The sequence below is a fragment of the Flavobacterium adhaerens genome, assembly GCF_040045115.1.
GTDB lineage: Bacteria > Bacteroidota > Bacteroidia > Flavobacteriales > Flavobacteriaceae > Flavobacterium > Flavobacterium adhaerens.
Genome location: NZ_JBDLZX010000002.1, coordinates 342846 through 367497, shown reverse-complemented (window position 1 = coordinate 367497; position 24652 = coordinate 342846). Strand labels below are relative to the sequence as shown.

At 36.0% G+C, this 24652-nt stretch carries 26 protein-coding genes and 1 tRNA gene; 6 read left to right on the top strand and 21 right to left on the bottom strand.

Annotated features, from left to right (window positions below; genetic code table 11):
* Positions 1-54: 54 nt before the first annotated feature.
* The 3 genes from ABEB18_RS04325 (at position 55) to ABEB18_RS04315 (ending at position 1307) form a co-directional block, all read left to right on the top strand.
* Complete coding sequence (locus tag ABEB18_RS04325; protein WP_348797869.1) at positions 55-366, top strand: helix-turn-helix domain-containing protein; 312 nt, start codon at positions 55-57, stop codon at positions 364-366.
* Between the two features lie 40 nt (positions 367-406).
* On the top strand, positions 407-646 hold the full coding sequence (locus ABEB18_RS04320; protein ID WP_438861431.1) for a helix-turn-helix domain-containing protein: 240 nt from the start codon (positions 407-409) through the stop codon (positions 644-646).
* A gap of 271 nt (positions 647-917) precedes the next feature.
* Positions 918-1307 carry a DNA-binding response regulator gene (locus ABEB18_RS04315; protein WP_348797867.1) on the top strand — a complete coding sequence of 130 codons (390 nt, stop codon included), beginning with the start codon at positions 918-920 and terminating at the stop codon, positions 1305-1307.
* Between the two features lie 79 nt (positions 1308-1386).
* Here the strand turns inward: ABEB18_RS04315 and ABEB18_RS04310 are convergent, their stop codons facing one another.
* Positions 1387-4722 (bottom strand): sacsin N-terminal ATP-binding-like domain-containing protein, encoded by a 3336-nt coding sequence (locus tag ABEB18_RS04310; RefSeq protein ID WP_348797865.1) that lies wholly within the window; start codon positions 4720-4722, stop codon positions 1387-1389.
* A gap of 391 nt (positions 4723-5113) precedes the next feature.
* On the opposite strand from ABEB18_RS04310, the gene ABEB18_RS04305 reads away from it, so the two are divergent.
* Positions 5114-6154, top strand: coding sequence for an IS110 family RNA-guided transposase (locus tag ABEB18_RS04305; protein WP_348797864.1), 1041 nt, complete (start codon positions 5114-5116; stop codon positions 6152-6154).
* 128 nt (positions 6155-6282) lie between these two features.
* On the opposite strand, the gene ABEB18_RS04300 is transcribed toward ABEB18_RS04305, so the two are convergent.
* The 17 genes from ABEB18_RS04300 to ABEB18_RS04220 all read right to left on the bottom strand — a co-directional run bounded on the left by ABEB18_RS04300 (position 6283) and on the right by ABEB18_RS04220 (position 20337).
* Positions 6283-7077 carry a cation efflux transmembrane domain-containing protein gene (locus ABEB18_RS04300; RefSeq protein ID WP_348797863.1) on the bottom strand — a complete coding sequence of 265 codons (795 nt, stop codon included), beginning with the start codon at positions 7075-7077 and terminating at the stop codon, positions 6283-6285.
* A 4-nt stretch (positions 7078-7081) separates the two neighbouring features.
* Positions 7082-9253 carry a TonB-dependent receptor gene (locus ABEB18_RS04295; protein WP_348797861.1) on the bottom strand — a complete coding sequence of 724 codons (2172 nt, stop codon included), beginning with the start codon at positions 9251-9253 and terminating at the stop codon, positions 7082-7084.
* An 86-nt stretch (positions 9254-9339) separates the two neighbouring features.
* Complete coding sequence (locus ABEB18_RS04290; protein ID WP_348797859.1) at positions 9340-9651, bottom strand: hypothetical protein; 312 nt, start codon at positions 9649-9651, stop codon at positions 9340-9342.
* 66 nt (positions 9652-9717) lie between these two features.
* Entirely contained in the window at positions 9718-10749 is a 1032-nt protein-coding gene (gene arsB / locus ABEB18_RS04285; RefSeq protein ID WP_348797857.1) for an ACR3 family arsenite efflux transporter, read from the bottom strand.
* 3 nt (positions 10750-10752) lie between these two features.
* Positions 10753-11367: an arsenate reductase/protein-tyrosine-phosphatase family protein gene (locus ABEB18_RS04280; RefSeq protein ID WP_348797856.1), complete on the bottom strand. Its 615-nt coding sequence runs from the start codon at positions 11365-11367 to the stop codon at positions 10753-10755.
* Between the two features lie 18 nt (positions 11368-11385).
* Positions 11386-11859, bottom strand: coding sequence for a DUF6428 family protein (locus ABEB18_RS04275; protein WP_348797854.1), 474 nt, complete (start codon positions 11857-11859; stop codon positions 11386-11388).
* A gap of 87 nt (positions 11860-11946) precedes the next feature.
* Positions 11947-12276, bottom strand: a complete 330-nt coding sequence (locus tag ABEB18_RS04270; protein ID WP_348797852.1) for an ArsR/SmtB family transcription factor — start codon at positions 12274-12276, stop codon at positions 11947-11949.
* A gap of 366 nt (positions 12277-12642) precedes the next feature.
* Positions 12643-13449, bottom strand: a complete 807-nt coding sequence (locus ABEB18_RS04265) for a PRTRC system ThiF family protein (RefSeq protein ID WP_348797850.1) — start codon at positions 13447-13449, stop codon at positions 12643-12645.
* Positions 13449-14168, bottom strand: coding sequence for a PRTRC system protein B (locus ABEB18_RS04260; protein WP_348797848.1), 720 nt, complete (start codon positions 14166-14168; stop codon positions 13449-13451). The genes ABEB18_RS04265 and ABEB18_RS04260 overlap by 1 nt, the downstream gene beginning before the upstream one ends.
* On the bottom strand, positions 14165-15331 hold the full coding sequence (locus ABEB18_RS04255; RefSeq protein ID WP_348797847.1) for a hypothetical protein: 1167 nt from the start codon (positions 15329-15331) through the stop codon (positions 14165-14167). Before ABEB18_RS04255 ends, ABEB18_RS04260 begins: the two co-directional genes overlap by 4 nt.
* Before the next feature lie 17 nt (positions 15332-15348).
* Positions 15349-15567, bottom strand: a complete 219-nt coding sequence (locus tag ABEB18_RS04250; protein ID WP_002978317.1) for a PRTRC system protein C — start codon at positions 15565-15567, stop codon at positions 15349-15351.
* A 17-nt stretch (positions 15568-15584) separates the two neighbouring features.
* Entirely contained in the window at positions 15585-16190 is a 606-nt protein-coding gene (locus tag ABEB18_RS04245; RefSeq protein ID WP_348797846.1) for a PRTRC system protein E, read from the bottom strand.
* A 5-nt stretch (positions 16191-16195) separates the two neighbouring features.
* Positions 16196-16396, bottom strand: coding sequence for a hypothetical protein (locus tag ABEB18_RS04240; RefSeq protein ID WP_348797844.1), 201 nt, complete (start codon positions 16394-16396; stop codon positions 16196-16198).
* Complete coding sequence (locus tag ABEB18_RS04235; RefSeq protein ID WP_348797843.1) at positions 16393-16869, bottom strand: DUF1281 family ferredoxin-like fold protein; 477 nt, start codon at positions 16867-16869, stop codon at positions 16393-16395. The genes ABEB18_RS04240 and ABEB18_RS04235 overlap by 4 nt, the downstream gene beginning before the upstream one ends.
* Before the next feature lie 52 nt (positions 16870-16921).
* Positions 16922-17995: a DUF932 domain-containing protein gene (locus ABEB18_RS04230; protein WP_348797841.1), complete on the bottom strand. Its 1074-nt coding sequence runs from the start codon at positions 17993-17995 to the stop codon at positions 16922-16924.
* Positions 17996-18039: 44 nt separating this feature from the next.
* Complete coding sequence (locus ABEB18_RS04225) at positions 18040-18417, bottom strand: single-stranded DNA-binding protein (protein ID WP_348797840.1); 378 nt, start codon at positions 18415-18417, stop codon at positions 18040-18042.
* A 654-nt stretch (positions 18418-19071) separates the two neighbouring features.
* Entirely contained in the window at positions 19072-20337 is a 1266-nt protein-coding gene (locus ABEB18_RS04220) for a site-specific integrase (RefSeq protein ID WP_348797838.1), read from the bottom strand.
* A 348-nt stretch (positions 20338-20685) separates the two neighbouring features.
* Between ABEB18_RS04220 and ABEB18_RS04215 the strand changes: the two genes are divergently transcribed.
* Together ABEB18_RS04215 and rpe are read left to right on the top strand one after the other, a co-directional pair.
* Complete coding sequence (locus ABEB18_RS04215; protein ID WP_007804760.1) at positions 20686-21549, top strand: sigma-70 family RNA polymerase sigma factor; 864 nt, start codon at positions 20686-20688, stop codon at positions 21547-21549.
* A gap of 753 nt (positions 21550-22302) precedes the next feature.
* On the top strand, positions 22303-22968 hold the full coding sequence (gene rpe, locus ABEB18_RS04210) for a ribulose-phosphate 3-epimerase (protein ID WP_348797837.1): 666 nt from the start codon (positions 22303-22305) through the stop codon (positions 22966-22968).
* A 69-nt stretch (positions 22969-23037) separates the two neighbouring features.
* Here the strand turns inward: rpe and ABEB18_RS04205 are convergent, their stop codons facing one another.
* The 3 genes from ABEB18_RS04205 to ABEB18_RS04195 all read right to left on the bottom strand — a co-directional run bounded on the left by ABEB18_RS04205 (position 23038) and on the right by ABEB18_RS04195 (position 24418).
* Entirely contained in the window at positions 23038-23460 is a 423-nt protein-coding gene (locus ABEB18_RS04205; protein WP_348797835.1) for a CBS domain-containing protein, read from the bottom strand.
* Positions 23461-23825: 365 nt separating this feature from the next.
* Positions 23826-23899 (bottom strand) — tRNA-Arg (locus ABEB18_RS04200).
* A 69-nt stretch (positions 23900-23968) separates the two neighbouring features.
* Positions 23969-24418: a GatB/YqeY domain-containing protein gene (locus ABEB18_RS04195; RefSeq protein WP_348797834.1), complete on the bottom strand. Its 450-nt coding sequence runs from the start codon at positions 24416-24418 to the stop codon at positions 23969-23971.
* Positions 24419-24652 lie beyond the last annotated feature (234 nt).

The following is a 24652-nucleotide window of genomic DNA, read 5'->3' as shown; positions in this document are numbered from 1 at the left end:
ACACTGCATTAAGCCTCTTTAATTTAGACTTCAACGGAAAAAAAAAAGCAAGCTATGGAAGTTATCGCAATACAAAAATCCGCATTGGACGGAATTAAAAATGAGTTGAAGAAACTTTTGGAAATGACCGAAAACGCAACGAAAAAATACACACCGATTTTCAAAGAAGAAAAGTGGCTCGATAACCAGGAAGTGTGTTTGATGATGAACATTACCAAACGGACTTTGCAGACCTACAAGGACAAAGGACTGTTACCTTATTCCAAACTGAACCGCAAAAATTATTATAAACTCTCGGACGTACAGGCTTTGCTCGAAGCCGGACTGCCGTACAATACTATCGAAGATGGATTTATTAACGAATGACAATGGAGAAATCATCTCCCATCAAGAAATGATATTGAAGTTGAGAAACCGTATCGAAAGCATATTAAAAAACTATCGTCCTGTAATGAATGGAGAAATTTACTTATCGGGCGACGATGTATGCAAGCTATTACACATTAGCAAACGCACTTTACAGCAATACCGGGATGATAATATCCTTCCGTATATTCAAATTGGTGGTAAAATTATTTATAAGGAAACAGATTTGATGACTATACTTGAGCAGAATTATATCAATCACAAAACAAATTCAGGCTGAGCTTTTTTGTAGCATTAATACATCCAATAGCAACGAGTTTAGTATATTTGCTATGTAAAATATAGAAATCTTAAAGTGTTTTTACTTTAAGTCCCACATTGAAAACTGGTAATTTTTAGACAACGGGACAATAAGGAAGAACGCTCATGCCATAGGCGTGGGCGCTCGCTTATTCGTTGTCGGGTATACCAGTACCTCAATGTGCGGTAAGTGTAGTTGCCTGCGCTTTCTTTTTGTGCAGGAACTCCATTAACTCTAATATGATAATATTATGGAAACTGGTACAGAACAAAAAATTATCCTCTCATTTATCAATGATAAAAGCCCAATTTTAGATTTGACTTGCGACGATCTCATTGCTTCAGGAATTAAAGTACTGTTTCGTTCGGAAAGCATTGAAGACGGACTATTTCAATTATCAACATTAAAAACGCTCCCCAAAGTTTGTATTATTGACCTTGATTTCTATGACAAACAGATATTAGCAAAACTTCAAAAATTTAGAATCGAATATTCTAATGTAAAGCTAATTGCTCATACTGATATTGACAATGGGACGGTTGGCAAGATACTTCTGGATATTGGTTTTTCAAGTTGTTTACTCGTAGGTAGCGATGCGGATGATTTTAAAAAAGCCATTGACAAGGCTGTCAATGGCTGAAAAATAGTTTAGTTTAAGAGCAGCAAATTCCTGAGGGGGTGTATATATCCAAATTCTACAGGTTCTGTAAAAATTGTATTTAATTTGTTGTTCCCTTAAAAATAAGTTTAACAAAAGCTTCGATAGTGGTATGTTCTGATATCCATATTTCAGAATTGACATTAAACCGTATATTCTGATCTTCAATGTTGACCGAAATACCGTCTTTTCCACTATGGAGATCACCTTTTTTTATTTCAACTTCGTTATAGTCGGGATATATTTTGTTTATCCTGTGACCTATATTACTTATTACTTTGGCGTGTTGTCTTAGGTATTCAATATCGGGGTCAGTCCCGTTAAGAGGAACTACGACCAACGCGTAGTTATCTTTTTCTTCTGTTGCTTTTTGTGCTTGTAAAGGTGTCATGGCTGCATGTTCTTTTCCGGTAGCTTTAAGTTCTATCAACCAGTTATTGATTTTGAAACCTTCACGCTCTCTATTTGCATTGACAAGATCAGATGATTCCTCAGTAAGTATATAATCACTACCAAAAGGTCTTCGCTCTATATTTAGGGAAGCTCCTTTTGCCCGTAGAATATCTATGTACTCTTTAAAAAGTATTTCGATTAAATTGCCTATAGATTGGTTTCTGCCGATGAGTTTTCTCTCATTCAGTCTTCTTTCATATTCTTTCTTTATTCCTGGATCACTAAAAATCTCCTGCACCAATTCCGGATCTGCATCACTTGTAATCATATTGGTTATGGCCTTATCCCAGCTTAATCGGAGTTCATCTGAAGGAAGCGTGTTGCGTATTAGATCAGATACACCGACACCCAATTTATTCAGAAAGCTCTGTTGTCTGGCGCCACGTATAGTCTTTATCAATCCCTCATCATTCTTTAGAAGTTCGGAGAGATTTTTTGAAGAAGGGGTTTCACTGACAAATTTTGCTTCGCTTCCTTCACTTTGTGTCTTTACATTGATCCAGTTTAGATTTCGGGCACGGTATACCCAAAGACTTTGTCTCAAATAGATAGGATTCTCTAATCCTTCTAGTATGATTTCCTGTTTATCCTCATCAAACAGTCTGTCCTTGTCTACTGCTTCTGTCAGCATAAATTTAAGTCGTTCTAGACTTGACTTCTGTGTTGTGTTACGGCTATATATATGTCCATCAGATGCAGTTAGATAGGCGAAATCTAAAAAGGAAACTTCAAATTTGTATTTAAGCTGTCCGTCCGCATCCCTCAGTAAATTTAGGTCATTTTCATGGATAAGAAGATGCTCTAACAACTTAACCGTGGCATTCTCAGTTTTTATGACTATTGGAGTCAAATGTACAAACCCATTGTTACTTAGATAAACATAATCGTCAGTTTCTAAAAAAGTATTGTATATCTCATTAAGACAATCTTTATCTCTGATGAGATTGGCATACAGTGGAAATTCGGCTTCAAAGTAAGCTTTGGGAGTCAACAAAAGATGGTCTGTCTTTGGAAAATGGTCATATCCAAAACTTTCCTCATTCTTTTTATTTGCTCCTGTCAGTACTTTAAGGTCTTTAATAATATCTTTATTTTCTTTTACAATAAGCCATTTCAGGAATCTCGCACTTGCTTCTTGGTTTTTTACATGTGCTAAATCTGTTTCCGTCAAATCATTTAATTCTGATTTCAGCTCAGATATCGCATTCTGGATCGAAAATCGCTCTACACTACTGATGCTGAATTCAGTGATCTGTCTCGAAAATAAATGTCTCCCAAAGTTCAGTTCAATTAAATCAGAAATAGCAACAAGTTCGTCATCTTTAGATATATCCCAACTCATACCTTCGGCTTTTCTAAAAATATCTTTTTGGTTGAGTGATATATTGTTACCCAGTGGAAACTGTCCCTTTATTTTAACTACCAAAGGATAAAATCGGTTCAACCAAATGTGACCTTTTATATTCAACGAATCATCAAGTTCAGAAAGAGACTCTTTTTCTTCAATTGTCTCAATGAGTTCATTCATGCCCCAGACAAAATCGAGATCATAAGTATTCTCTACATTCTGCTTGATGATTGCAATTTTTTCAGCTACTCTAATCCAATCAAAAAGCTCCACGTGTAATGGAATTCGAAGGTCTTTGATTTCTGAAAGAAGGTTCCATAACTCTGTAATATGTTCTTTTTTATCGGAGAAGGATATTGTCAGATCCTTCAGTCTGCTGTATTTTTCATCTACATCATTATAACGTATAAACTCTTCAGACGCTAGAAGCTCGATAGCTTTGTTCTTGACAGCAGTGAACCATTCGTGATCTATCCACTTAAGGTCTTTGGAGAGATCAAAGCTGAATAACTCATATAAACCTTTTATGTTTTTGCTTTTGAAGAGATTGGCAAAGGATAGCATACTTTTGGTTAATGCTTTGTTTATGATTTCTTTATTGGAAGACTCACTTCCGTCTTCGGATATTTTTTTCAAGTAAATACCATCTCTTTCAACACGAGGGTCAAAATTAGTTGAATTGATAATGAGCGGTATCCCTATTTCTTCAGTTCCAATAAGTGGGAAAGTGTAATATAATCGAGGGTAATTGGATGTTAGTGGAAATATGAACTCTTTATTTTTCTGTAATTCTGTAATTATGCAGGCTTCAAATTTGTCATCTTTTTGAATGTACGCCTTTAAGCTGACACATTCAACACTATCCACAACAGTACTGATCTGCCATTCTACAATGCCTACTTCCTCGTGTGTATCGAGTAGAACTTTTGAGAAAGTTTTGATAGTTCCGCTCTCAATTACCGTAACAGATTCTATCTGTTCATTAAAGAGCTGTGTAATAGGGATAAGCTCATCAAGGCAAAGGAGGCCTATTTTTGCAGTTTCCTTTCCATTGGAATCTAGCTCATAAGTGAATAATGTCTGGAATTCGCCTGTGTCGAGATAGCTTTCTTCCCGGATTGAATCGTCGAACTCTTTATTTGATTCTAATTGTAATCTATAAAAATGATCGTTATCTGTAGCATCACGATTTAATAGAAAACTAAAACAACCCTGATTTTCCATAAGTTTTCCAGTGATGCGTACCCTTTTTGAGAGAAGATAAGTAGTCATAAAACCTGTTCCAAATCTACCAGTTTTACCTTCTTTATTACTCTTCGATGACCCTTGTATAATTAGACTCAGAATATCGTCAAGTTCGAATGGATTTCCAGTATGCGAAAAAGAAATCTGTTTATCAGTTATCTCTATCTTAACCCTGATACTTTGATTTCCTTCAATAGAATCTTTTGCATTTTGGAGTAGTTCCCAGAACCAGCGCTTTTCATATTCTTCTCTTTCTTCTTCCCTTGCCTGGATATCTCTATATACACTATCCGCATGTCTAATCTCTGCAATTTCTTTACGCCTTTGTTGTACAAATTCTTTTTCAATCATTTATAGTCTATTCTTAACTTGGATTATTATAATTCAACTGTTTTTTACCAATCATCAATGGCTCTTTTCGATGGATTTAAGATCGTTGACTGTTATCAAATTTAATAAAATAAAACCTTGCTTTAACAGATATTAAAGCCATAACTAACAAGAGACGTTCTTTTGCTTCTCCTATGTTTGTATTATTAATCTAAGTGAGGAAGGGCGAGAGCAGATTTTGCTTTAAATAGCCTTATGGTATATTCAAGAAAAGAGACTGCCTCCTCTTCTTTAACCTTTTAGAATCTGAACAGAATGTAAGGAATTTACTCATTATTATGAGTCTTATAACCAGTATATCCAGTCAGGAGAAAAGATGACTAAAGGTTATCACTTACCTAAACCAGATAAGATGAAGGCATTATTAAAGCAGACAGTAGGAATTGATGTTGCACAAAATGAATTAGTTGTATCGCTTGGTAGAATGGATGAACAGATAAACATAGAAGTCTATGCCTACAAAGTATTTCCCAATACTAAAAAAGGCTTTTCAAGTCTTGTATCGTGGGTAAATAAGCAGACATCAATTACAACAGAAGTACGCTACGTAATGGAAGCTACAGGGGTATATCACGAATCCTTAGCATATTACCTATGTAGTATTAAAAAACAAGTCAGTATCGTTTTACCCAACAAGATCAGTAATTATGCGAGAACACTTGACATCAAAACCATAACTGACAAGAGCGCTTCTCAAGCCATTTCGAGATTTGGTTTGGAAAGGCAATTGGAAGTTTGGCAACCTCCTTTAAAAATATTCAATGATTTAAGGCAACTTTGCCGGGAACGAGAGCAACTGGTACATGAGCGCACAATGCTAAAAAATCAACTACATGCAGAACGTACTTCTGCAACATCAAGTGAAAACTCAGTGAAACGAACTAAAAAAAGAATAGCTCTTATTGACTTGCAGGAAAAGGAGATAAGAGAAGAAATTGTTGTACTTATCAAAGGAGATCCAACTCTAGTAGAAAAGATGAAAATAGTATCATCTATTCCTGGAATTGGAAATCTAACAGCTGTCACCATTATTGCAGAAACCAACGGATTCGAGTTAATAAAGAACAAAAGACAGTTGGTCAGTTATGCTGGATTAGATGTAAGGGAAAAGACTTCAGGAACCTCAGTAAAGTCCAAACCCCGAATATCCAAACGGGGTAATCGGAATTTAAGGAAAGTAATGCACTTTCCAGCATTGGCTGCAATCAGGACTGATGAAAGGTTCAGAGATATTTTCTTAAGAATAGTTTCAAGGCATGGTATTAAAATGAAAGCAATTGTCGCCATTCAAAGAAAGCTTCTGGAGTTAACGTATATCCTATGGAAATCAAATACGACTTATAACCCAAATTATCACAATCAAAGTATTCTTTTAGAGACAATAACCATTTAATTAAAAAAATAGGGTAGCTATTCAATCTAGCTACCCCAAAAATAGCGATGCAAACAAGATGAATTCACATTAGTAAATTCATCAGTAGCATTATGCTTTTTCAAAAACAATTCTCGTAACCTTCAGTGTTATTTTGCCAATTTTAGAATGCGGTATGCACCTCTTGCCACAATAACGAATACAATCATACCGATAATAAGATCAGGATAACTTGAGTTTAACCAATTGACCAAAATTCCTGCAACGATAACTCCCGAATTGATTATAACATCGTTTGACGTGAAAATCATCGAAGCCTGCATATGTGCTTCTTTGCTTTTGTTTTTTTGCAACAGGTAAAGACAAAGTACGTTGGCTATCAATGCCAAAACAGAAACAACAATCATTGTTTTGAAATCGGGTGTCGCTTCTATTCCGATAAAGCGTCTGACAACTTCAACAAAACCGATAACAGCTAACAGAATTTGAAAGTAACCTGCAAATTTGGCGATGTTGTTTTTTCTTGCAATTGTACTCCCAACTGCAAACAAAGCCAATGCGTAAACAATACTGTCCGCAAGCATATCTAAGCTGTCTGCTACCAAACCCATTGAATTGGAAAAAATACCAAACAACATTTCCAATCCAAAGAAAACGAAATTGATGATCAATACAGTCCAAAGTAGTTTTCGCTGATTATTGCTTGCATCTGCTTCAAAAACTGCATTGCTTTCTTCGGTTGAAATCAATGTTGTATTCAGGTTTAGTGTTTCCAAAGCCGAAAAAATCGGCTCTGGGTTTCCACAATGATAAACATTCAATTTTCTATTGGGAATATTAAATTCCAATGAATTTATAGTACCGAAATCTTGCAATTTCATACGGATTAATTGCTCCTCACTTGGGCAATCCATTTTAGTTATATTGAATATGGTTTTATTCATCTTCTTAAAGTCTAAATTTTATTCCACCATTTATTACAAATCCGTCTAATGGGGCATAGATGTCTTTAAATACAGGATTACTTATTGTTCCTGTATAAATACTTTCAAAACGTGTTTGGCGGGTATCAAGGAAGTTTTCAAAATTGACATATAGCGAAAATCTTTCCCAAATTTTTTCAGCCATAAAGCCACAAGTCCAATAGTCTTTTCCTGTTGTTCCATTGTTCATCTTTTGAGGGCTGAAATAGTAGGCTTCCAAACCGACTTTCCATTTATCTTCTATTTCATACATCAGAACAGAGTTAATACGGTGTTTAGGAGTTAATGGACTTTCGGTAGTTGTTCCGTTTTGGTGTAATTGGGCATCTGTATAAGTGTAACCCAAAAATAACTTCACATCATCGTAACCGATTTTGATATTGGTTTCTGTTCCTTTTGTATGAATGTAACCTGTAGAATTTACAAATTGATAAAGATTAGCCGATGGATTTTCAAGTAGTAAAGGATTATCTAAATAGGTATAGAAAAATAATTGGTTGATGCTGAATGACCAATCATCGCCAATATTAGTACGGTAATTGATGTCTGCATTTCCGCCATAACTTCTTTCCAACTTATTGGTTTTATCATTTATTGGCATTACGTTTTGGTACTGTAAACGTTCGCTTTCTTCGGTAAAAATAGTGGGTGTTTTGTATCCAAATCCTCCTCCAACTCTTGATGTTAATCCATTCGCAATTTTAAACAATGCAGATACTCTTGGCAAAAAAACGGCTCCGTAATCTACCACGTAATCCGCTCTTAATCCTGTCTCCAATTGAAGCCAATCGGTAGCCTTTAAGGAATTTTGTACGAAAGCCCCAAATGTGGTTTGGTTGTAATTTCTCAACGGAAAAGCGGTAATCTGCTTTTCTTTAAAATTATCGGTCCAAATATTAACACCTGCTACCCATTCCGATTTTTCTGTACTATTAGTATAATTGGCTTCGCTAAAAGTAGCTGTTTGTGTTCCCTCAAACGTATAGGCAGGAATAGCTGTATTTCTGTTAAAATAACTAACACTGTTTTTAATTTGAAAATAACTGTTTTCATTAATTAAGTGGTCAAAAACAAATTGCGTGGAATATCGTTGTGTTTTGTTTTCTTCAAAATATTGGTGTGTATTATCGCCTTTGCCATTGATGTAAAGCATATCTCCTCCCAAACGGTTTTCAATGGTGGTATTAATGCCGAAATTCATCTTTGTTTTATCATTGAAATACACAAATAGCTTAGGATTTAATACGAAACGTTCAAATTTTGGAATGGCAGAAAAACCGTTTTTTGCAGGGTCATAAGCTCCGTTTCTGTTGTGGGAAGCGAAAATAGTTGTTCCTATTTTATTGAACTTTTGCCCATAAAAACCATTAATATCTAAACCTCTGGCTGATGTTCCGTTGATATGTAAGCGTAAATCTCTTTCGTTGGTTGGTGTTTTGGAAATCAAGTTGACTAATCCCGCAATTGCTCCACCTCCATAAAGTGTAGAAGTTGAACCTTTGATAACTTCCACTTGTTTTAAATCAAGTGGCGGTATTTGTAACAATCCCAAACCGCTTGAAGCTCCCGAATAAATAGGAAAACCGTCTTTTAAAATTTGGGTATATCGTCCGTCAAGTCCTTGAATACGTATACTTGCATTGGCACTTGTTGGCGAAGTTGTTTGTACGTGAATACCGGTACTTTCTGCCAAAAGCATCCGTATATCCCCAGGTTTCATATTTCCTTTTTCTCCTAGTTCTTCACTTCCGATAAATTCAATACGGGTAGGAATATTTTGTATACTTCTCGTACTTCTGGTAGATGTAATTACAACACCCTCTAATTCCTCAGAATTTTCTTTGAGTAGAATTTCAATTATACTGCTGTCTTTTAACGGGAATTTTATTATCTCAACAAACTCTTCGAAGCCTAAGTAGCTAAAATGTATTTCCTGTAATCCATCGGGAATATTAGATAATTTGATTTGTCCGTTTTCATTAGATGTTGCTCCAATTGAAGTACCTTTTACAGATGCTGTTACACCAACTAAAGTTTCTTTTGTTTCGCTGTTTTTGACAACGGCGTTTAATGTGTTTTGTGCGTACACACAAAGATTTAGTGCCATAAAAAATGACACAATGAGTATTTTTTTCATTATAAAATGATACTTAATGTGAATAAATAAGCTATGACGATGCAAGGACATCGTTGTTAATTAATTTGTGCTGAAAGCACTACACATTAGGCGAGTTGCGGGGGATGCCAAACGGAGTAGGGAAAGTCAGAAATAAGCGGAGTTGGCATTGTTCCTAATTTTTTTTGTGGTTCTTTTACTGAGTGTGTAATAGAGAAATGAAAAGTAGTTAAAACAAATCCTGTACAGGTATTGCAACTAAAAAAAGGTGAACAACAACTTTTATTACAATCTTGGTTGTCCTTTCCGTTCTGTCCTTGTCCGGTTGTATGCTCCTGCATACATTTATCCTCAATAAAAGTCGGTATTGCTGATAACAGCAATACATAAACGGCTAATATTAAAGATATAAATTTCATTATGCGAAGTTATTAAAAATTAGTTTCCAAATCTCTATTCTTATTTCATCTGTTAAAAAGTATTTCTTATCTGTAGTATTTTCTCTTCAACCACAAACTTGCACGTACTAATAGTATCAATACAGGCACTTCTACAAGTGGGCCGATAACGCCCACAAATGCCTGTGGCGAATGAATACCGAAAACCGCTATTGCTACAGCTATTGCCAATTCAAAATTGTTTCCTGTGGCGGTGAATGCAATTGCTGCATTTTTGTCGTAGGGAACATTCAAAGATTTATTGATAAAGAAGCTTACGAAAAACATTAGTATAAAATAGATGACTAACGGTATAGCGACCTTAATGACATCCATTGGCAACTCTACTATTTTATCGCCTTTCAAGCTGAACATCAATACTATGGTAAATAGTAATGCATACAATGTAATCGGCGATATTCGGGGTACAAATTTTCTATTATACCATTCTATGCCTTTTGATTTTACCAATGCGTAACGGCTTATAAAACCTGCTAAGAAAGGAATACCTAAGTATATCAATACGCTTTCGGTTACATCTTTCATTGATACGCTTACATTGAAGTTGGCTAATCCTAATTTTGCTGGTAATACGTTGATGAATAACCAAACTAAAAGGCTATAAGAAAGTACCTGAAAAATACTGTTTAAAGCAACTAGCATAGCTGTATATTCTCTGTTTGCTTTTGCTAAATCACTCCAAACAATTACCATTGCGATACATCTTGCCAAACCTATCAGTATCAAACCTGTCATATAATCGGGTTCGTTCCGTAAAAACAAAATGGCTAACCCGAACATCAATACTGTACCGATAACCCAATTGAGCAATAAGGATATACCGATTACTTTTTTGTCCTTAAACGCTTGGGGCAGTAATGAATAATCCACTTTTGCCAATGGTGGGTACATCATTAGTATCAGACCTATTGCCAAAGGAAGGTTTGTAGTTCCTACTGATAAAGCATTTGTAATTTTTGATATTCCCGGAAAGAAATATCCCAAACCTATACCAAATGCCATAGCAAGGAATATCCATAAGGTAAGGTAACCGTCAAGAAATTTTAGTTTTGGTTGCATTGGCTACTTAGTAATTTTAGAAAAGACGTAAAACATTTCCAATGCTATCTGTAAGCTTCTTTCTGAATATATCTTTGTCTGTTCGGAAGTGTTATCTGAAATTTTAGGATCTTCAAATGTGATGGGAATCCTTTTTTCAGCACCAGCGATAAACGGACATCCACCGTCAGCTTGCGAGCAAGTCATTATAGCCGCAAAAGCAGATACTGGATTAAAAGTATTGTCATACTTTTTAGAAAATCCAATTATCGGTTGGGAATTATCATTATATTTTATAGCATAAACAGGATTAGTGCCATCATTTATTTTGAAAATATTAAACCCCTGATCGGATAATGTTTCTGCTACTTTTGGAAATAATGCGGTTTCTTCGGTACCTCCAGAATAGCAAACTACATTCTCAATACCGAAATAAGAGGCTGCTACTTGTGCCCAAACCTGTGATAAATGGCTCCTGCGCGAATTATGGGTACAAATGAAATTTATATTTATTTGCTGCTTGCTATTTATTTTCAATTGAATAAAATCGATCAACGGCTGTAAGGTACTTTTACGCTCATCGTTATTGATTTTCTCCCATTCTAACTGCTGTATTGTCTCTGATAATGTTGGATACATGGATATTCGATTTAGGGTTTAGCAGCATCCTGAATTTGGAGTGCATGAATTTGATTTATTTGCTGTTATTTCGGAAAGACTTTTGTTTTGCTTTTCAATAGGAATTCCGCAATCATCCTGAGCCAAGCAAGCAGTCGCTTTGTTTTTCAGTACAAATGTATTACCATTGAAATCCAAATCGTATTTACCAATAGTATCGCTTTGATATTCCACTTCAATCTCCGCATCTTCAATTCCTAATTTATCCTCTGAAAGTTTAATTATACTTAATAGCTTTCCAGGTTTCAGTCTATGCTCATAATCATCGGCATTCCAGAGTTGAAAATTGACTACTTTTTCCTTGCGGATTACTCCACCACAGTCAATAAAATTTTTGATTATTTGCCCCACTTCAGTAACGTGAAAGTGTTCAGGAACAAATGTTCCATTTTCTAATTGAAATTCAACATTTTCTAATGCTGGTAAAATTTCTTTGATTTCAGATAACTTCATAATACTAACTTTTAAAATGATAAAATAGATAATTAAATACAGAAACGTTATATAGCAATATAACGATATTATAATGTAAAAAATATTTTAACAACACTGCTTTACGTTTACATCCTGATTGAAAAAGCCATTAAATTCCTCTTGAAATTGTTTCCATACCTTTTCGTCAATACAATAACAAACTGATTTTCCTTCAATTGAACCTTGAATAATCCCTATGGTTTTTAATTCTTTTAAATGTTGTGAAATAGTTGCCTGCGCTAATCCTAATTCCTCAACCAAATCATTACAAATACATGCTCTTTGGTTGATAATATACTGCAGGATTGCTATTCTGGCAGGATGCCCTAAAACTTTAAGAAGCGAGGCAAGTTTATTTTGCTCGTCTTTATATATTTCTGTTTTTGTAACTCCCATTTCTATATTTATTTACATCGCAATATTACGATATTAGAATTAAATACAAAAGATTTTTATTTATTATTTTTGAAAGCTCACTATTAAACCTTTAAAAATCAACAAAAAAATATAAAAAAAACTTGGATCATAACACAGAATCTTTTCTTTGGTCGCTGTGTGGAAAGAAAAGAAGTCAATACGAAATACAGCAAATGGGATAGCGAATATCCCACACAAAAAAACTCGCAATCTGTTTGGTAAAATGGTAAGGAAGGGAATTGTGGAAAGGTGCATTTTGACAAAGTGGTTGCACCAATTTTAAATGCAAAAATGCGTTTCCGACCGAAGCGAGGAATTGCATTTTTGCCCGCCCAATTTTTCGTGTCAGGCGACTTTTATCGGGTGGGTACGGAAATCTTTAAGATTGTGAAAAAATCCTTTGTATTCGGTCATTCCTCTGCGGAACAAGTTCCATAATAAAGAACATCCCATTTGGGTCAACGATGAATTGATAAACAAATCTTGGTGTTCCAATGCTTCTGCAAGTGAGCAACTTGGCGTGTTGTCCTCTTGTTCGGATTTTTTCAGTAATTCGCCAAATTCATCGGTAACAAATGGTAGGCTTGTCACCGTTTCATACTTTTCAGAATTGGGTTGCTTTATTTCCCCGATAGTAGATAGTATTACTTGTCCTGTATCTTGGCTATTGCCAAAATCCAACCAATATTTTGGCACATCTTGATAGTGTCTGCGGTAGCTTATTTCCTTAAGAATTTCAGCAACGCCAAACCTCGCCTGTACGTTATCAACGCACGTAATAGTAATGATTGCCCTTGCTTCTTCGGGCAATCTGCCGAACTTATCCTTTTCAAATTTTACAGTTTTGGCTTTCCAATTTGTACCTGCCCAACGGTTGCAACGATTGATTAAAGCAACGGATTTGTATAATCCTGTTTCACTTTCTGCAAAACGCTGTCTGCCCAAATTAGCACTCGTGATAACATCATCATCCCAAAGGCGGACTTGCAACCCTGCGTGTCCTAATGCTATCAAACTTTCGTTTATTTCCATTAAGGCGGTCAATACTTTTGAGCCTGTACCACCTGCCCCGATAAGGTTTACCGAAATCGGATTGGTAGGATTGAGTAAATAGTTGTCCGTAAAATGAACTGCTGTTTTTGTCGTATTCATCACAATAGATTTTTAAGGGTTTTATTATTCTTTTTCAATACCTCTTTAGGAAAGGGTTTATCCGTATTGATAAGGTCTTTCCAAAGGTTTACAATATTTTTTTTCGTTAAGTTTTCACATAATGAATGACTGAAATAAGAATTGAAAAAATAATGTTCCCACGCCCGTATAAATTCCTCAACCGAAGTCGAATTTTTAATATCAATACTCACAGTACCCATACATACATTGCCCTTTTCGTAGATATTGAAGAAAGGCGCATAATGCAATGGCGTTTTTTCGGTGGGTCTTCTGTCGTTTGCCAAAGCAAATACCGTAAGATTGCTTTTGCTCGCTAACCAAAGCATTGGTGGTACTTGTGCTTTTCCATTGGATATGCCTAAACTATCTACAAAGTACAATTGCTTTTGTTGTGCTTTGGTATACCATAGTACCGTACCTTTTTCGCTCGGATTAATATGCAGAATGTTGGTCGGCAAAATTCCCTTTGGCTTTAGAAAGGCTTTGCTATTTTCTTCATCGGTCTTTAGTGCCTTTGCCAATACATTGGCTTCTTTTACTGTCAATGGGTGGGCATTGATAGGCGTTCCGTTGTTATCCATATCAAAATGCTCCACATACACATCGGTATTTGTGCCTATGGTTTCGTAAAAAACCAAAGCAGATTTCGGATGGTACAATGTGCCAAAATTCTCGGTGATGTCGTTTACGATGTTCATTTTTCTGTTGTTTTATAGTCGTCTAATATTGTGCAGAGGTCATCCAATAAGGCAAACAAGCGGTTCTCAAAATCAAGATTTGTTGTTGGTATTTTACTTACGTCAAATCGCTTGGAAATGGTTGGTTCTTCCATTGCTCCGTACTCGTTAAATTCATTGTTGATGGTATCGGAAAGGCTTCCGTATAACCAACCTTTGGTATCTGCAATAAATGAAATGTACTTTTCCATTCCGATTGCTTCGTTTTCGTAATCATCATTATGAGGGTCTTCTTCGGATATTGGTGCGTTTCGGAAAACGCTTGCTTTCGGATATTCAGTAAAAAGGGCAAACGCATTGCAAGACACCTTATGGCATTCCCTGTCGAACATATCAACTCTTTTAAATCGGTTCAAACGCTGTTCAAATACCTTTAGATTGATACGGTTAAATAGCTTTTGTTCTATTTTATCACCAATGTATTCGGCATTTCTCAACTCCCTTTTATAAGCTTCGGTTTCGTCCGTTTCCTCATCCTGTTCTACCCAATCTTTGTGCATTTCATATTGCCAATACAGATAGCTGTCTTCTTGTCTGTAATACGGCACATCGGCAATATGGTACAGATAACTACATACTGATATTAAAAGCTGTGCAGTCTTTTTACGCTTCGGGTCTTTGAGCATTTTAAAAAGCGGTACAATAGGAATGTAATACAAGGTTGTACCTGTATTGTATCGTTCCTCACTTGTGAAGTAGGTTTTCTTACTGTCCTGTACCAATTTGAAACTATCCCAATTGATATTGGTACGTTTTACTTTGGTTTCCATATCCCACATAGCCAATGTTATATTGTATGGAAACTCAAAATCCCTGGTCTGCATTGGTTCAATGCTGTAATGCTTGGCAAGTTTGGAAAGGGACTTGTAAAAATCCCTCTCCGTTTTCTGACAAGCCTGTACGGATTGGGCTATTTTCAGTTTTGGCAGAAACGTACACTTTAGAATACCATTGGTAGCATTGCTATTGGTACGGATTTCTGCTTGTCTTTCTGCACTTGGTTTGCATCTTTTGGTCTTTGTAGCCAATTGGTGAACTCGCCCAACTGTCGATGCAATTGCCGTTGTCGTTTCTGTTCGGGTATGCTGATAGTTCCCGATATGATGTTGCGTTGCATAATTCATCGTTTTATAATTTTGGTTTAACCTTTCGTACCCATTACGCTCTCAAATTTGTATTCTACTGCATCATCTTTAATTTGCGGTGCAGATGCTTTTGCTGTTGTCAAAATCGGGTACATATTGGCGTAAAAATTCATTACTGCTTCCACGCTCCAACGTGGTTCGGGGTCGGTCAGTCTGATGTCCTGTCCTTTATCTTTGAGTATAAACACTCGCTCTAATTGGGTTGCTAATAACATATTGCTCGTTTTAATTATTAATACTGTTCTTCTTCGCCCGCTTCATCCATAGGATAATCGCCAGTAACTGCTTCCTCTGGCGGTTCGGGTGTTGCTTCTTCCATTGCTCCGAAAAGGCTCGGTGTGGCAAATTTGTCGGATAATGATGTTTTGCGTTTGCGTATCTCGTCCGCTTTTTCGGGAAACTCTGTTATATCGGGTACTTTTATCCACGCTTCACGGAACTTACCCTCTTTCTCCAACTCGTCCGCCTTTGCCATAGCATCTTTAAACTTCTTGTCTTTGGCTTCCTGTTCCTTTTTGTCTTTTTCGGCTTTTGCTTTCTCGATTGCCGATTGTGCTTTGGCTTGATCAAGTTGCTTTTGAAATTTTTCCATATCCACCATTAAGCCCGATACCTTTTGTATAGGTGTGGTTATCTGCTCAAAAAATCCCTCGTCAAACTCTTGGGGTGTGGCGTTGAATGTCAATGGGGGAATTAGATTTTTTGCACTATCTCCGCATTGTTCGTTGTTAAGCAATACTGTTACAATTAGGTTGCTTTCTATCCCTTTTGAAATGTTCAGTTGCAATACTCCTGTAAAGTCCAACTGCTGTATCTGATTGAAAAAATTTGTATTCATCGTTCTCAAATTTTAATTGTTGTTACTTGTTCTTTGATTGCTGTCAGTTTCTCATACATATCCCTCCAATAGGCTTTTTGCCTTTTGTCGAACTCCGAAAAACGTTTGTCTTCATGGTGGTATTCTTTGTAATCTGCTGTTATTCGGATAGCTTCGTCAAGGTCTGTTACTTCGATTTGGAAACCGTTTAAATCAATTATTTTCATAGTGTTGTAATTTTACGTTCCAAAAGAGTTTCCAATATCTCGTAATCGCTTTCGTATTCTTCGCCCTCAAAGTGATAGAGGTCTGTTTCTTCGTCCTGCTCGTAGGTTTCAAAATCATCACCGCCCAAAAATATATCGCTGAGTATTCCATCCCGATAAGTTGCTCTCCCGTAAACAAGGTTTCCCATTTCTTCATAGTCCTGTACAAAATCCACTTGGTAGTATTCTGCTATCTTTTGAATAATTTCAATATTGGGCGACCATTTTGTTTCATATTGAAATTGCCCTTCATCGCCCTCGTTCCAATAGATATTGAAGAAATACCCACCGTTGGTATCTTCCATAAATTCGGGTAGTTGCCCTTCTTCGGTTTTTTCTTCCTTTTCCTTCATTGATTGGAAAAGTTCTTGTATTGCTGTGATTGCTTCGGGTTTCCCCTCGAATACAACCGTATTACTGCACCAATTTGCCATAACTTTTGTTTTTAGTAGGCTACCACCGATTAAAGCGGTAGCCTGTAGTTAGTTAATTAAGATTTAGGATTTCCGCACCGTCTAAAGCAAATTCGTTACACAAGTCAAATGCTTTCTGTGATTTGAGTTGGGCAGTACCACCCAATACAATGCTTTGTAATTTGGCTTCGTCATTCTTGTAATTTCTCACGTTCTGATAGTAGCCTGTAACAGCGTTGTATGCTCCGAACAAAGTGCCTTTTGTCGTGTCCATTTGCTGTGTATCGCTTATCATTGCGTATGCAAATGCGTCCTCAACGGTATTTTTGAATACGGTGGAAATTTCATCCATAGCACCTTTTTTCAGCAAATCAAAGGTTTCCTTATTCGGGCAAAGTGCCAATTGGATTAGCTTTTTAACCTCTTGGTCTGTTACCTTTACTTTTGCCCACTCATTAAAAATGCCCTCTAATTGGTTGCTAAATGTATTGGCAAGTCCCATAATCTTATGGGCATTCTCAACACGTTGTTTTGCTCCCGAAGTGTGTTTGATGCGGACAACATTTGTCATACTGCGTAACGAAGCATTTAAGGTGTTTTGGCAAACAATTCTGATAGGTGTAAATGCGGCTGTGATACTTCCGCTACCATCGTGCGAAGTGGTTAGGAAAATGTATTTTTCCGTAACGTCATCGCCATTCCCAACTCGGATATAGTCGGGTAATTTGGCGGTGATAAAAATACGTTCTCCATTGCCTAACGCTCCTGAGGTTTCATAGAGAATGCCCTCACCACCGCCTACAATAGCATCAAAGAAATTAAAGGCTTCACGGTTTTGTACAATGTGGTAATCCTTGCCAACCACGCCCAATACGGCATTGTTATCGGTGCGGATGTTGGCGAAATAGTTAGGTACTTGTAATTCGCTACTGCCTATCTCTATGCTGTTGGTGGTTTCGATAATGCCCGAACCTTTTGTAAATATTGGGGATTTTACGACTTCGTAATCTAACCCTGCGTGTTTGATAGCTTCCTCGCTTGTCGGGTACTGTTCTACGATTTGCCCCAAACCGTGCCACGCTTTTTGTTGTACACAAAAAAATGAATAACGTCCTGTTCTCTCGTTGAAATTGATATTATGTGCCATAATGCTTAAAATTTGATGTAAAAAAAATGATTGAATACTCGTTGTTAAAATGGGAGGTCGTCCTCTGCTTTATTGTTGTTTGTGTTTGTGGTAACTTGTGCCGTTTCCGTTTTTTTGCTACCTCCGTGCAATTTGATTTGTGAGGTATGGAAATTTAGTCCAGCTCTTGACTCGCCATCATTACCTGTCCACGCTCTTGTACTTACTCGTCCCGATAGTTCTACCAAAGTGCCTTTTGTGAGTAGCTTGGCTACATTCGGGGTTATCCAATAGGAGCAGTCGAAATAGGTGGTTTGCTCTATGCGTTCGCCTTGCTTGTTACGGTAGCTGTCGTTGGTCGCTACTGAAAAATTTACTACTTGTTTGTCCTGTGACGTTGTGCGTACTTCCGCATCCCTTGTCAGTCTTCCTGTGATGTTCATATCCTTTAATTTTTAGTTATTGATTTTTTTTAGATTTATTCGGCAATGAGAGGAGGTGCTGAAGTTTCGTTTCACTCTTTTGCCATTTCCAATGCCGTATTTTTTCATTTCTGACATTTTTTTTATTCGTCTAAAGAGCCGGAGTATGCTTTGTTTCGTTTCACGAGCATAAAAAGGTTAGTGTTTAGCAGGAACAAGGTTTTGTCAAAAAAATACGACCCGAATGGGTGGAGATTTTTTTGCAAACCAGGAAGGCACGACCTTGTTCCTGCGTTAAGAACACGGAAATACCTTTGCTCTTGAAATGGAACAAAAAAGCATATCAGTTCTTGAATAAAAATCATGTGGAAGCACGTGAAAAAGGCATTGAGTAAATGGCCTTGTGATTACAAAACCTGCAATTACATTTAGCTGAATTAAAAATTTGGAGTTTAGTATCTTAAAGTATTGTGGCTTTGGAAGCCACGTAAACGGTACTGAAAAATATTTATTGAGGATAGCTTAGGAGTTTTTCAGTATGGTTTATTAACTCATCCTGCCAAAGCTCTTTTATTGCATGGGATGGGCGCTGGAGAAATAAATGTGCTTTAAGGATTAAGTATGGACATAAAAAAAGCAGGACATAATCCTGCTTCGCTCTGTAAGTAAAAAATTCTAAATGATAATCTCTTTCTCCATTTCAGAAAATGCGGCTTCCATGCCTGCAAATTTATACGATACCAGATCCATATCCTTGCTGATTTTCTGACTGGTAATCTTGGCATAGATTTGAGTGGTAGAAATATTTTTATGTCCCATCATTTTGCTGAGGCTTTCAAGTGGTACACCCTCTGTTAAAAACATTGTTCCAAATGTGTGCCTTGCTGTGTGAAAAGTTACTTTTTGTTCTGTAACAATCTCTAATTCTTGAATTAGTTTATCTATATGGCTGTTACAAATTTTGTTTGTAGGAACAGGAAAAATAAAATCATTTCGGGTTGTACCTTTATATTTTTCAATAATACGTTTGGGTATTTCCATAAGCCTAACATTAGAAGCAACATCAGATTTTTGTCTTCGGCTTATAATCCAATCGTGACCATCAAAAAAGGATTGTATGTTAGTACTTTTAAGTTGTTTAATATCTATATAAGATAGTCCTGTAAAACAGCTGAATACAAAAAGATCCTTTACAAGTTCATAATTTTGTTTTGAAGGATTGTGTAATAACAGGGATTCAACGTTTTCCTTGAGTAAATAGCTACGGTCATTTTCCTTCATCGCTATTTCATAATCTTCAAAAGGATTTTTCCTGATAAGACCGCTTTTGACAGCTATTTCCGCAACACGATAGAGTGGCATAGTATATACCCAAACAGTATTGTGCGTGCACTTTTTGTCTATTCTAAGGAAGAAATCAAACTCTCTGATAAAATCACACGTCAATTCCCTGAACGCCATGTCATCACGATGATACCTGCTTTTGATAAATTCAGTAACGTGGTTATAGACAATTTTGTATTTGTAGTAGGTACTTTCGGAGCGTTCTCCTTGTACTACCATTTTCCCAAAATCGTCATTGTTCTTCTTAAAGACTTTCAGCAAGGAATCTTCCATAATACCAACACCGAGAAATGCAAGTTTCAGCTTTTGTGCCGTTACAAAACCCTCGTGTTTCAGCATATCTTCATAAAGGGTATCGATACGTGCCCTTATATTATCCAATTTTTGGTTAATACCTAGTGCTTTTGCACTCTTACCTTCAACTCTTCCATACTTTAAATCCCAATTCTTTGGATTGATCTCTAACTTTGTTCCTAAAGTCTTAGGTGTTCCATCAATAGTAATACGTGCCATAATCGGGGCATTACCGTTCTTTTTCGGCTCGTTCTTTTTCAGGTAGAAAAGTAATTTGAACGTAGATTTTTTTGTCTGCTCCATAACTCAAATGTTTAATGTTTAAAATTAAATTGTATTGAGTTACAAGGGAATATGAAAAATAGGGCAAAACACTGAAATATAATCTGTTACACCTTTAATTACCTTTGCTAATCGGTAACGAATTAGTAACCTATCTTTGTATTTTTAAGACCAAAACCTATCAGACACCGAGTTCCAAACTAAGACTACTGTTTTATAAAGCATTGTATATAAACGGTTTTAACCGTTTTGCTTATTTTTGCTTTCTACTAATCTTTTTTATAAAAAAAATTTTCTCCTTGCTGTAACTTTTTAATTAAACCCTACGTATAATTACTTGTACACTTAAAAAATTGAGGAGACAAAAACATGAGACAACTTAAAATCACCAAGCAGGTTACCAATCGTGAAACCGCTTCATTAGACAAATATTTACAAGAAATTGGAAAAGTTGACCTTATTACTGCTGACGAAGAAGTAGAATTAGCTCAAAGAATTAAAGCAGGTGATCAAAGAGCACTTGAAAAACTAACAAAAGCCAATTTACGTTTCGTCGTTTCAGTAGCCAAACAATATCAAAATCAAGGACTAACACTTCCTGATTTAATCAACGAAGGAAACCTTGGTTTAATTAAAGCAGCGCAACGTTTTGATGAAACACGTGGATTCAAATTCATTTCATACGCAGTGTGGTGGATTCGTCAATCGATTCTTCAAGCGCTTGCCGAACAATCTCGTATCGTTCGTTTGCCATTAAACAAAATTGGTTCTATCAATAAAATCAATAAAATGTACGCTTTGTTAGAACAATCTAATGAGCGCCCACCCTCTGCAGAAGAAATCGCTAAAGAATTAGACATGACCGTAAATGATGTTAAAGAGTCTATGAAAAACTCTGGACGTCATTTATCTATGGATGCGCCTCTTGTTGAAGGTGAAGACTCAAACCTTTACGATGTTTTACGTTCTGGTGAATCACCAAACCCTGACAGAGAATTAATTCACGAATCGCTACGTACAGAAATTGAGCGTTCTCTTGAAACGTTAACTCCAAGAGAGGCAGATGTAGTTCGTTTGTATTTTGGATTAGGAGATCAACATCCAATGACTCTTGAAGAAATTGGGGAAACTTTTGACTTAACTCGTGAACGTGTACGACAAATTAAAGAAAAAGCTATCCGCAGATTAAAACACACTTCTAGAAGTAAAATTTTAAAAACATATCTTGGGTAAACCCAAATTCCTACAAATGGGATTTTACAGCAAACAACAGTCTGATTAACTGTTCGTTTTTTGATTGATGATTGAAACTCCGGCTGATTACCGGAGTTTTATTTTTTTCAAATAAAAATCTGGACTGTTCGAGCTCCGCTCCATAAGTGTTCAAACCTGAGTTTATTATTATGGATTTGCCTTCAGCTTAAGCTGAAGGATTTAGTTTTGACACAATAAAAGGCTTTAGCCAAATAGAATTGATGATTTTTTAGGCTAACGCCAATTACTTTTTGAACTTTACTATCTCCAGCTAAAGCTGGAGGTAATTAAATTGTATGTTTCAAACACTTATGGCTCCACTCTCTGGTTTTTGAAGTTTTATTTTTTTTATTGCTGTCCGGTAAAACTTTTTTAAAACTTAGCTAAGTATTGAATTCGTTGATCTCACAAAGTTTTCCTGTAATAGAGCTTGATTTTGGATGTTTCTCGCAAAATTACAGAGTCGAAAAGAAAATCCTAAAAAATTGCGCCTTGGTACCTTTATCAGAGTATAATTTTACAAAATCTGTTTAAATAGAAACTTTGCCAAAAAATACTTTAAACAGTTTTTTTTACCAGACAGTAATATTTTTTTTAAAATAAAAACCCAGTCTGTACGAGCTCAGCTCCCAAGACCTCGAAATTCTATTATTTATAACTACATTTGCAAAAAATATCAAATATCTATTGTACTGCAACGGGTATTATAAAAACAACTAACTCAACACAACAATGAAAAATACAATTATTGCTCCATCTGTTTTAGCTGCTGATTTCGCTAATTTGCAACGCGATATCGAAATGATCAACAATAGCCAAGCAGACTGGTTTCACATTGACATTATGGATGGTGTCTTTGTCCCAAACATCTCTTTTGGAATGCCTGTTTTAGAAGCCATCACAAAACACACAAAAAAAACTGTAGATGTACATTTGATGATTGTAAATCCTGATCAATACATTAAAACTTTTAAAGATTTAGGTGCTGATATTTTAACCGTACACTACGAAGCTTGCACGCATTTGCACCGTACACTTCAAGCCATTAAAGCCCAAGGCATGAAAGCTGGAGTTGCTCTGAATCCACATACTAATGTAGATTTATTAGAAGATATTATTAACGATATTGATATGGTTTGTATCATGAGCGTAAATCCAGGCTTCGGAGGGCAATCTTTTATCGAAAATACCTATTTAAAAGTAAAAAAACTAAAAGATTTGATTACTCGAAAAGGTGCCAATACGCTTATCGAAATTGATGGAGGGGTAACCAATAAAAATGCTTTGCAATTGGTAGAAGCAGGAGCTGATGTATTAGTAGCCGGAAGTTTTGTATTTAACGCACAAGATCCTATTCAAACTGTTGCTGACTTAAAAAAGCTAACTACTACAGTATAACAAAAAACAAAGTCCCAATACTTGTTTAAGTATTGGGACTTTTATAACAAACACCTAAATTTAATTAACTCACTTATACTGATTAATTAAATACTTTATCAAATCGGTTGTGGTTATAATCCCAACCAACAAATGATCATCACAAACTGGCAGAGCATGAAAGTCTTTTGATGCCAAAATTTTAGCAGCTTCTTTAATGGTAGTTTCTGGCGTGATAGTTGTCAATTTTTTAGCCATAACCTGCTCGACAGTAAACATATTATAAACTGTAGTATCAATTACTTCATCATCATCGTCAACAGCATCTGCAAAAGAAATACGCAACAAATCTGTGTAACTTAACATTCCGATTATTGTTGCACCACTCACTACAGGTATGTGCCTTATTTTATGATGCTTAAAAAGAGACTCCGCCTTAGTTAAGTCATCTTTAATCGTTATCTTCACAATATTTTTAGTCATAATACTTGACACGGGAACATTCTGTCTCATAACTTTAAGTTTTTAGGTTATATCAAATATAAAAACGAAAACTAACTAAAAACATGATGTTTATCAGTTGCCAAGTAAACCTTTTTCAATAAATTATTGCTTTCAATATTCAACAACAAACGTAGTTAATTCAATGTAAAACTGTAAAGTATAAATCTTTTTTTGTGTTGCATTTAAAAACTTAATAAAACGCAACGAATGCTCTAATGAAGCGATCTTACCCCTTTAGAATTATTATTGATTCGATAAAAAAACAGTTTCGAACCACATGAATAAATAAGGCTGTCCTAATTATCTGCTTAACCAACAATGGGCCATAAATAATAACGGAACAAAGAAGAAAAAATCTTCCTTGTCCCGTCATGTGACCGCGGAGGGGTTCGAACCCCCAACCCTCAGAGCCGAAATCTGATATTCTATCCAGTTGAACTACGCGGTCTGTTTATTTCAAATCGTTGATTAACCATTTAGAATTTCAAAAACAGTTAATCAACAATTGCTTATTTCTTTACACTAACAATTTCTTTACAATAGCTGAAATTGTTTTCCCTTCGGCTGCACCTCCTAATTGGGCAGAAGCCAATCCCATAACTTTTCCCATAGATGCAATTCCAGACGCACCTGTTTCGGCAATGATCTTAGCCACTACAGCCTCGATTTCTTCTTCACTTAATTGTGCAGGCAAGAATTTTTCTAATACTGCTACTTGAGCCAATTCAGGTTCGGCTAAGTCTAAACGATTTTGCTCTGTAAATATTCTAGCGCTTTCCTTGCGAGTTTTCACTAATCTTTGAATCAATTTGATCTCTTCATCTGCCGAAATTTCTTCTTTTGAACCTGATGCTGTTTGTGCTAATAACAACTCTGATTTTACAGCTCTTAAAGCTTCTAATGCAACTGTATCTTTGGCTTTCATGGCTGTTTTGATTTCGTCCATGATTTGTACTGATAAACTCATATTAATTTTTGATTTTAAATTTTTCGATTCTAGATTTTTGATGGTTAAATCTTAATGCATACGCTTTCAACAACCGCCCCAGATGGAAATGGAAAGCCTTTTTAGGAGAAACTCTTTTTTTTCTTGAACTAGAAAAGCGACAAAAGGGAGCTCTTTCTGGTTCTTAGAAAAAAGGAGTTACGACAAAAAGCTTGGAATGTACAGCTGGATGAGGCGCGACAAATTTAGAAAATT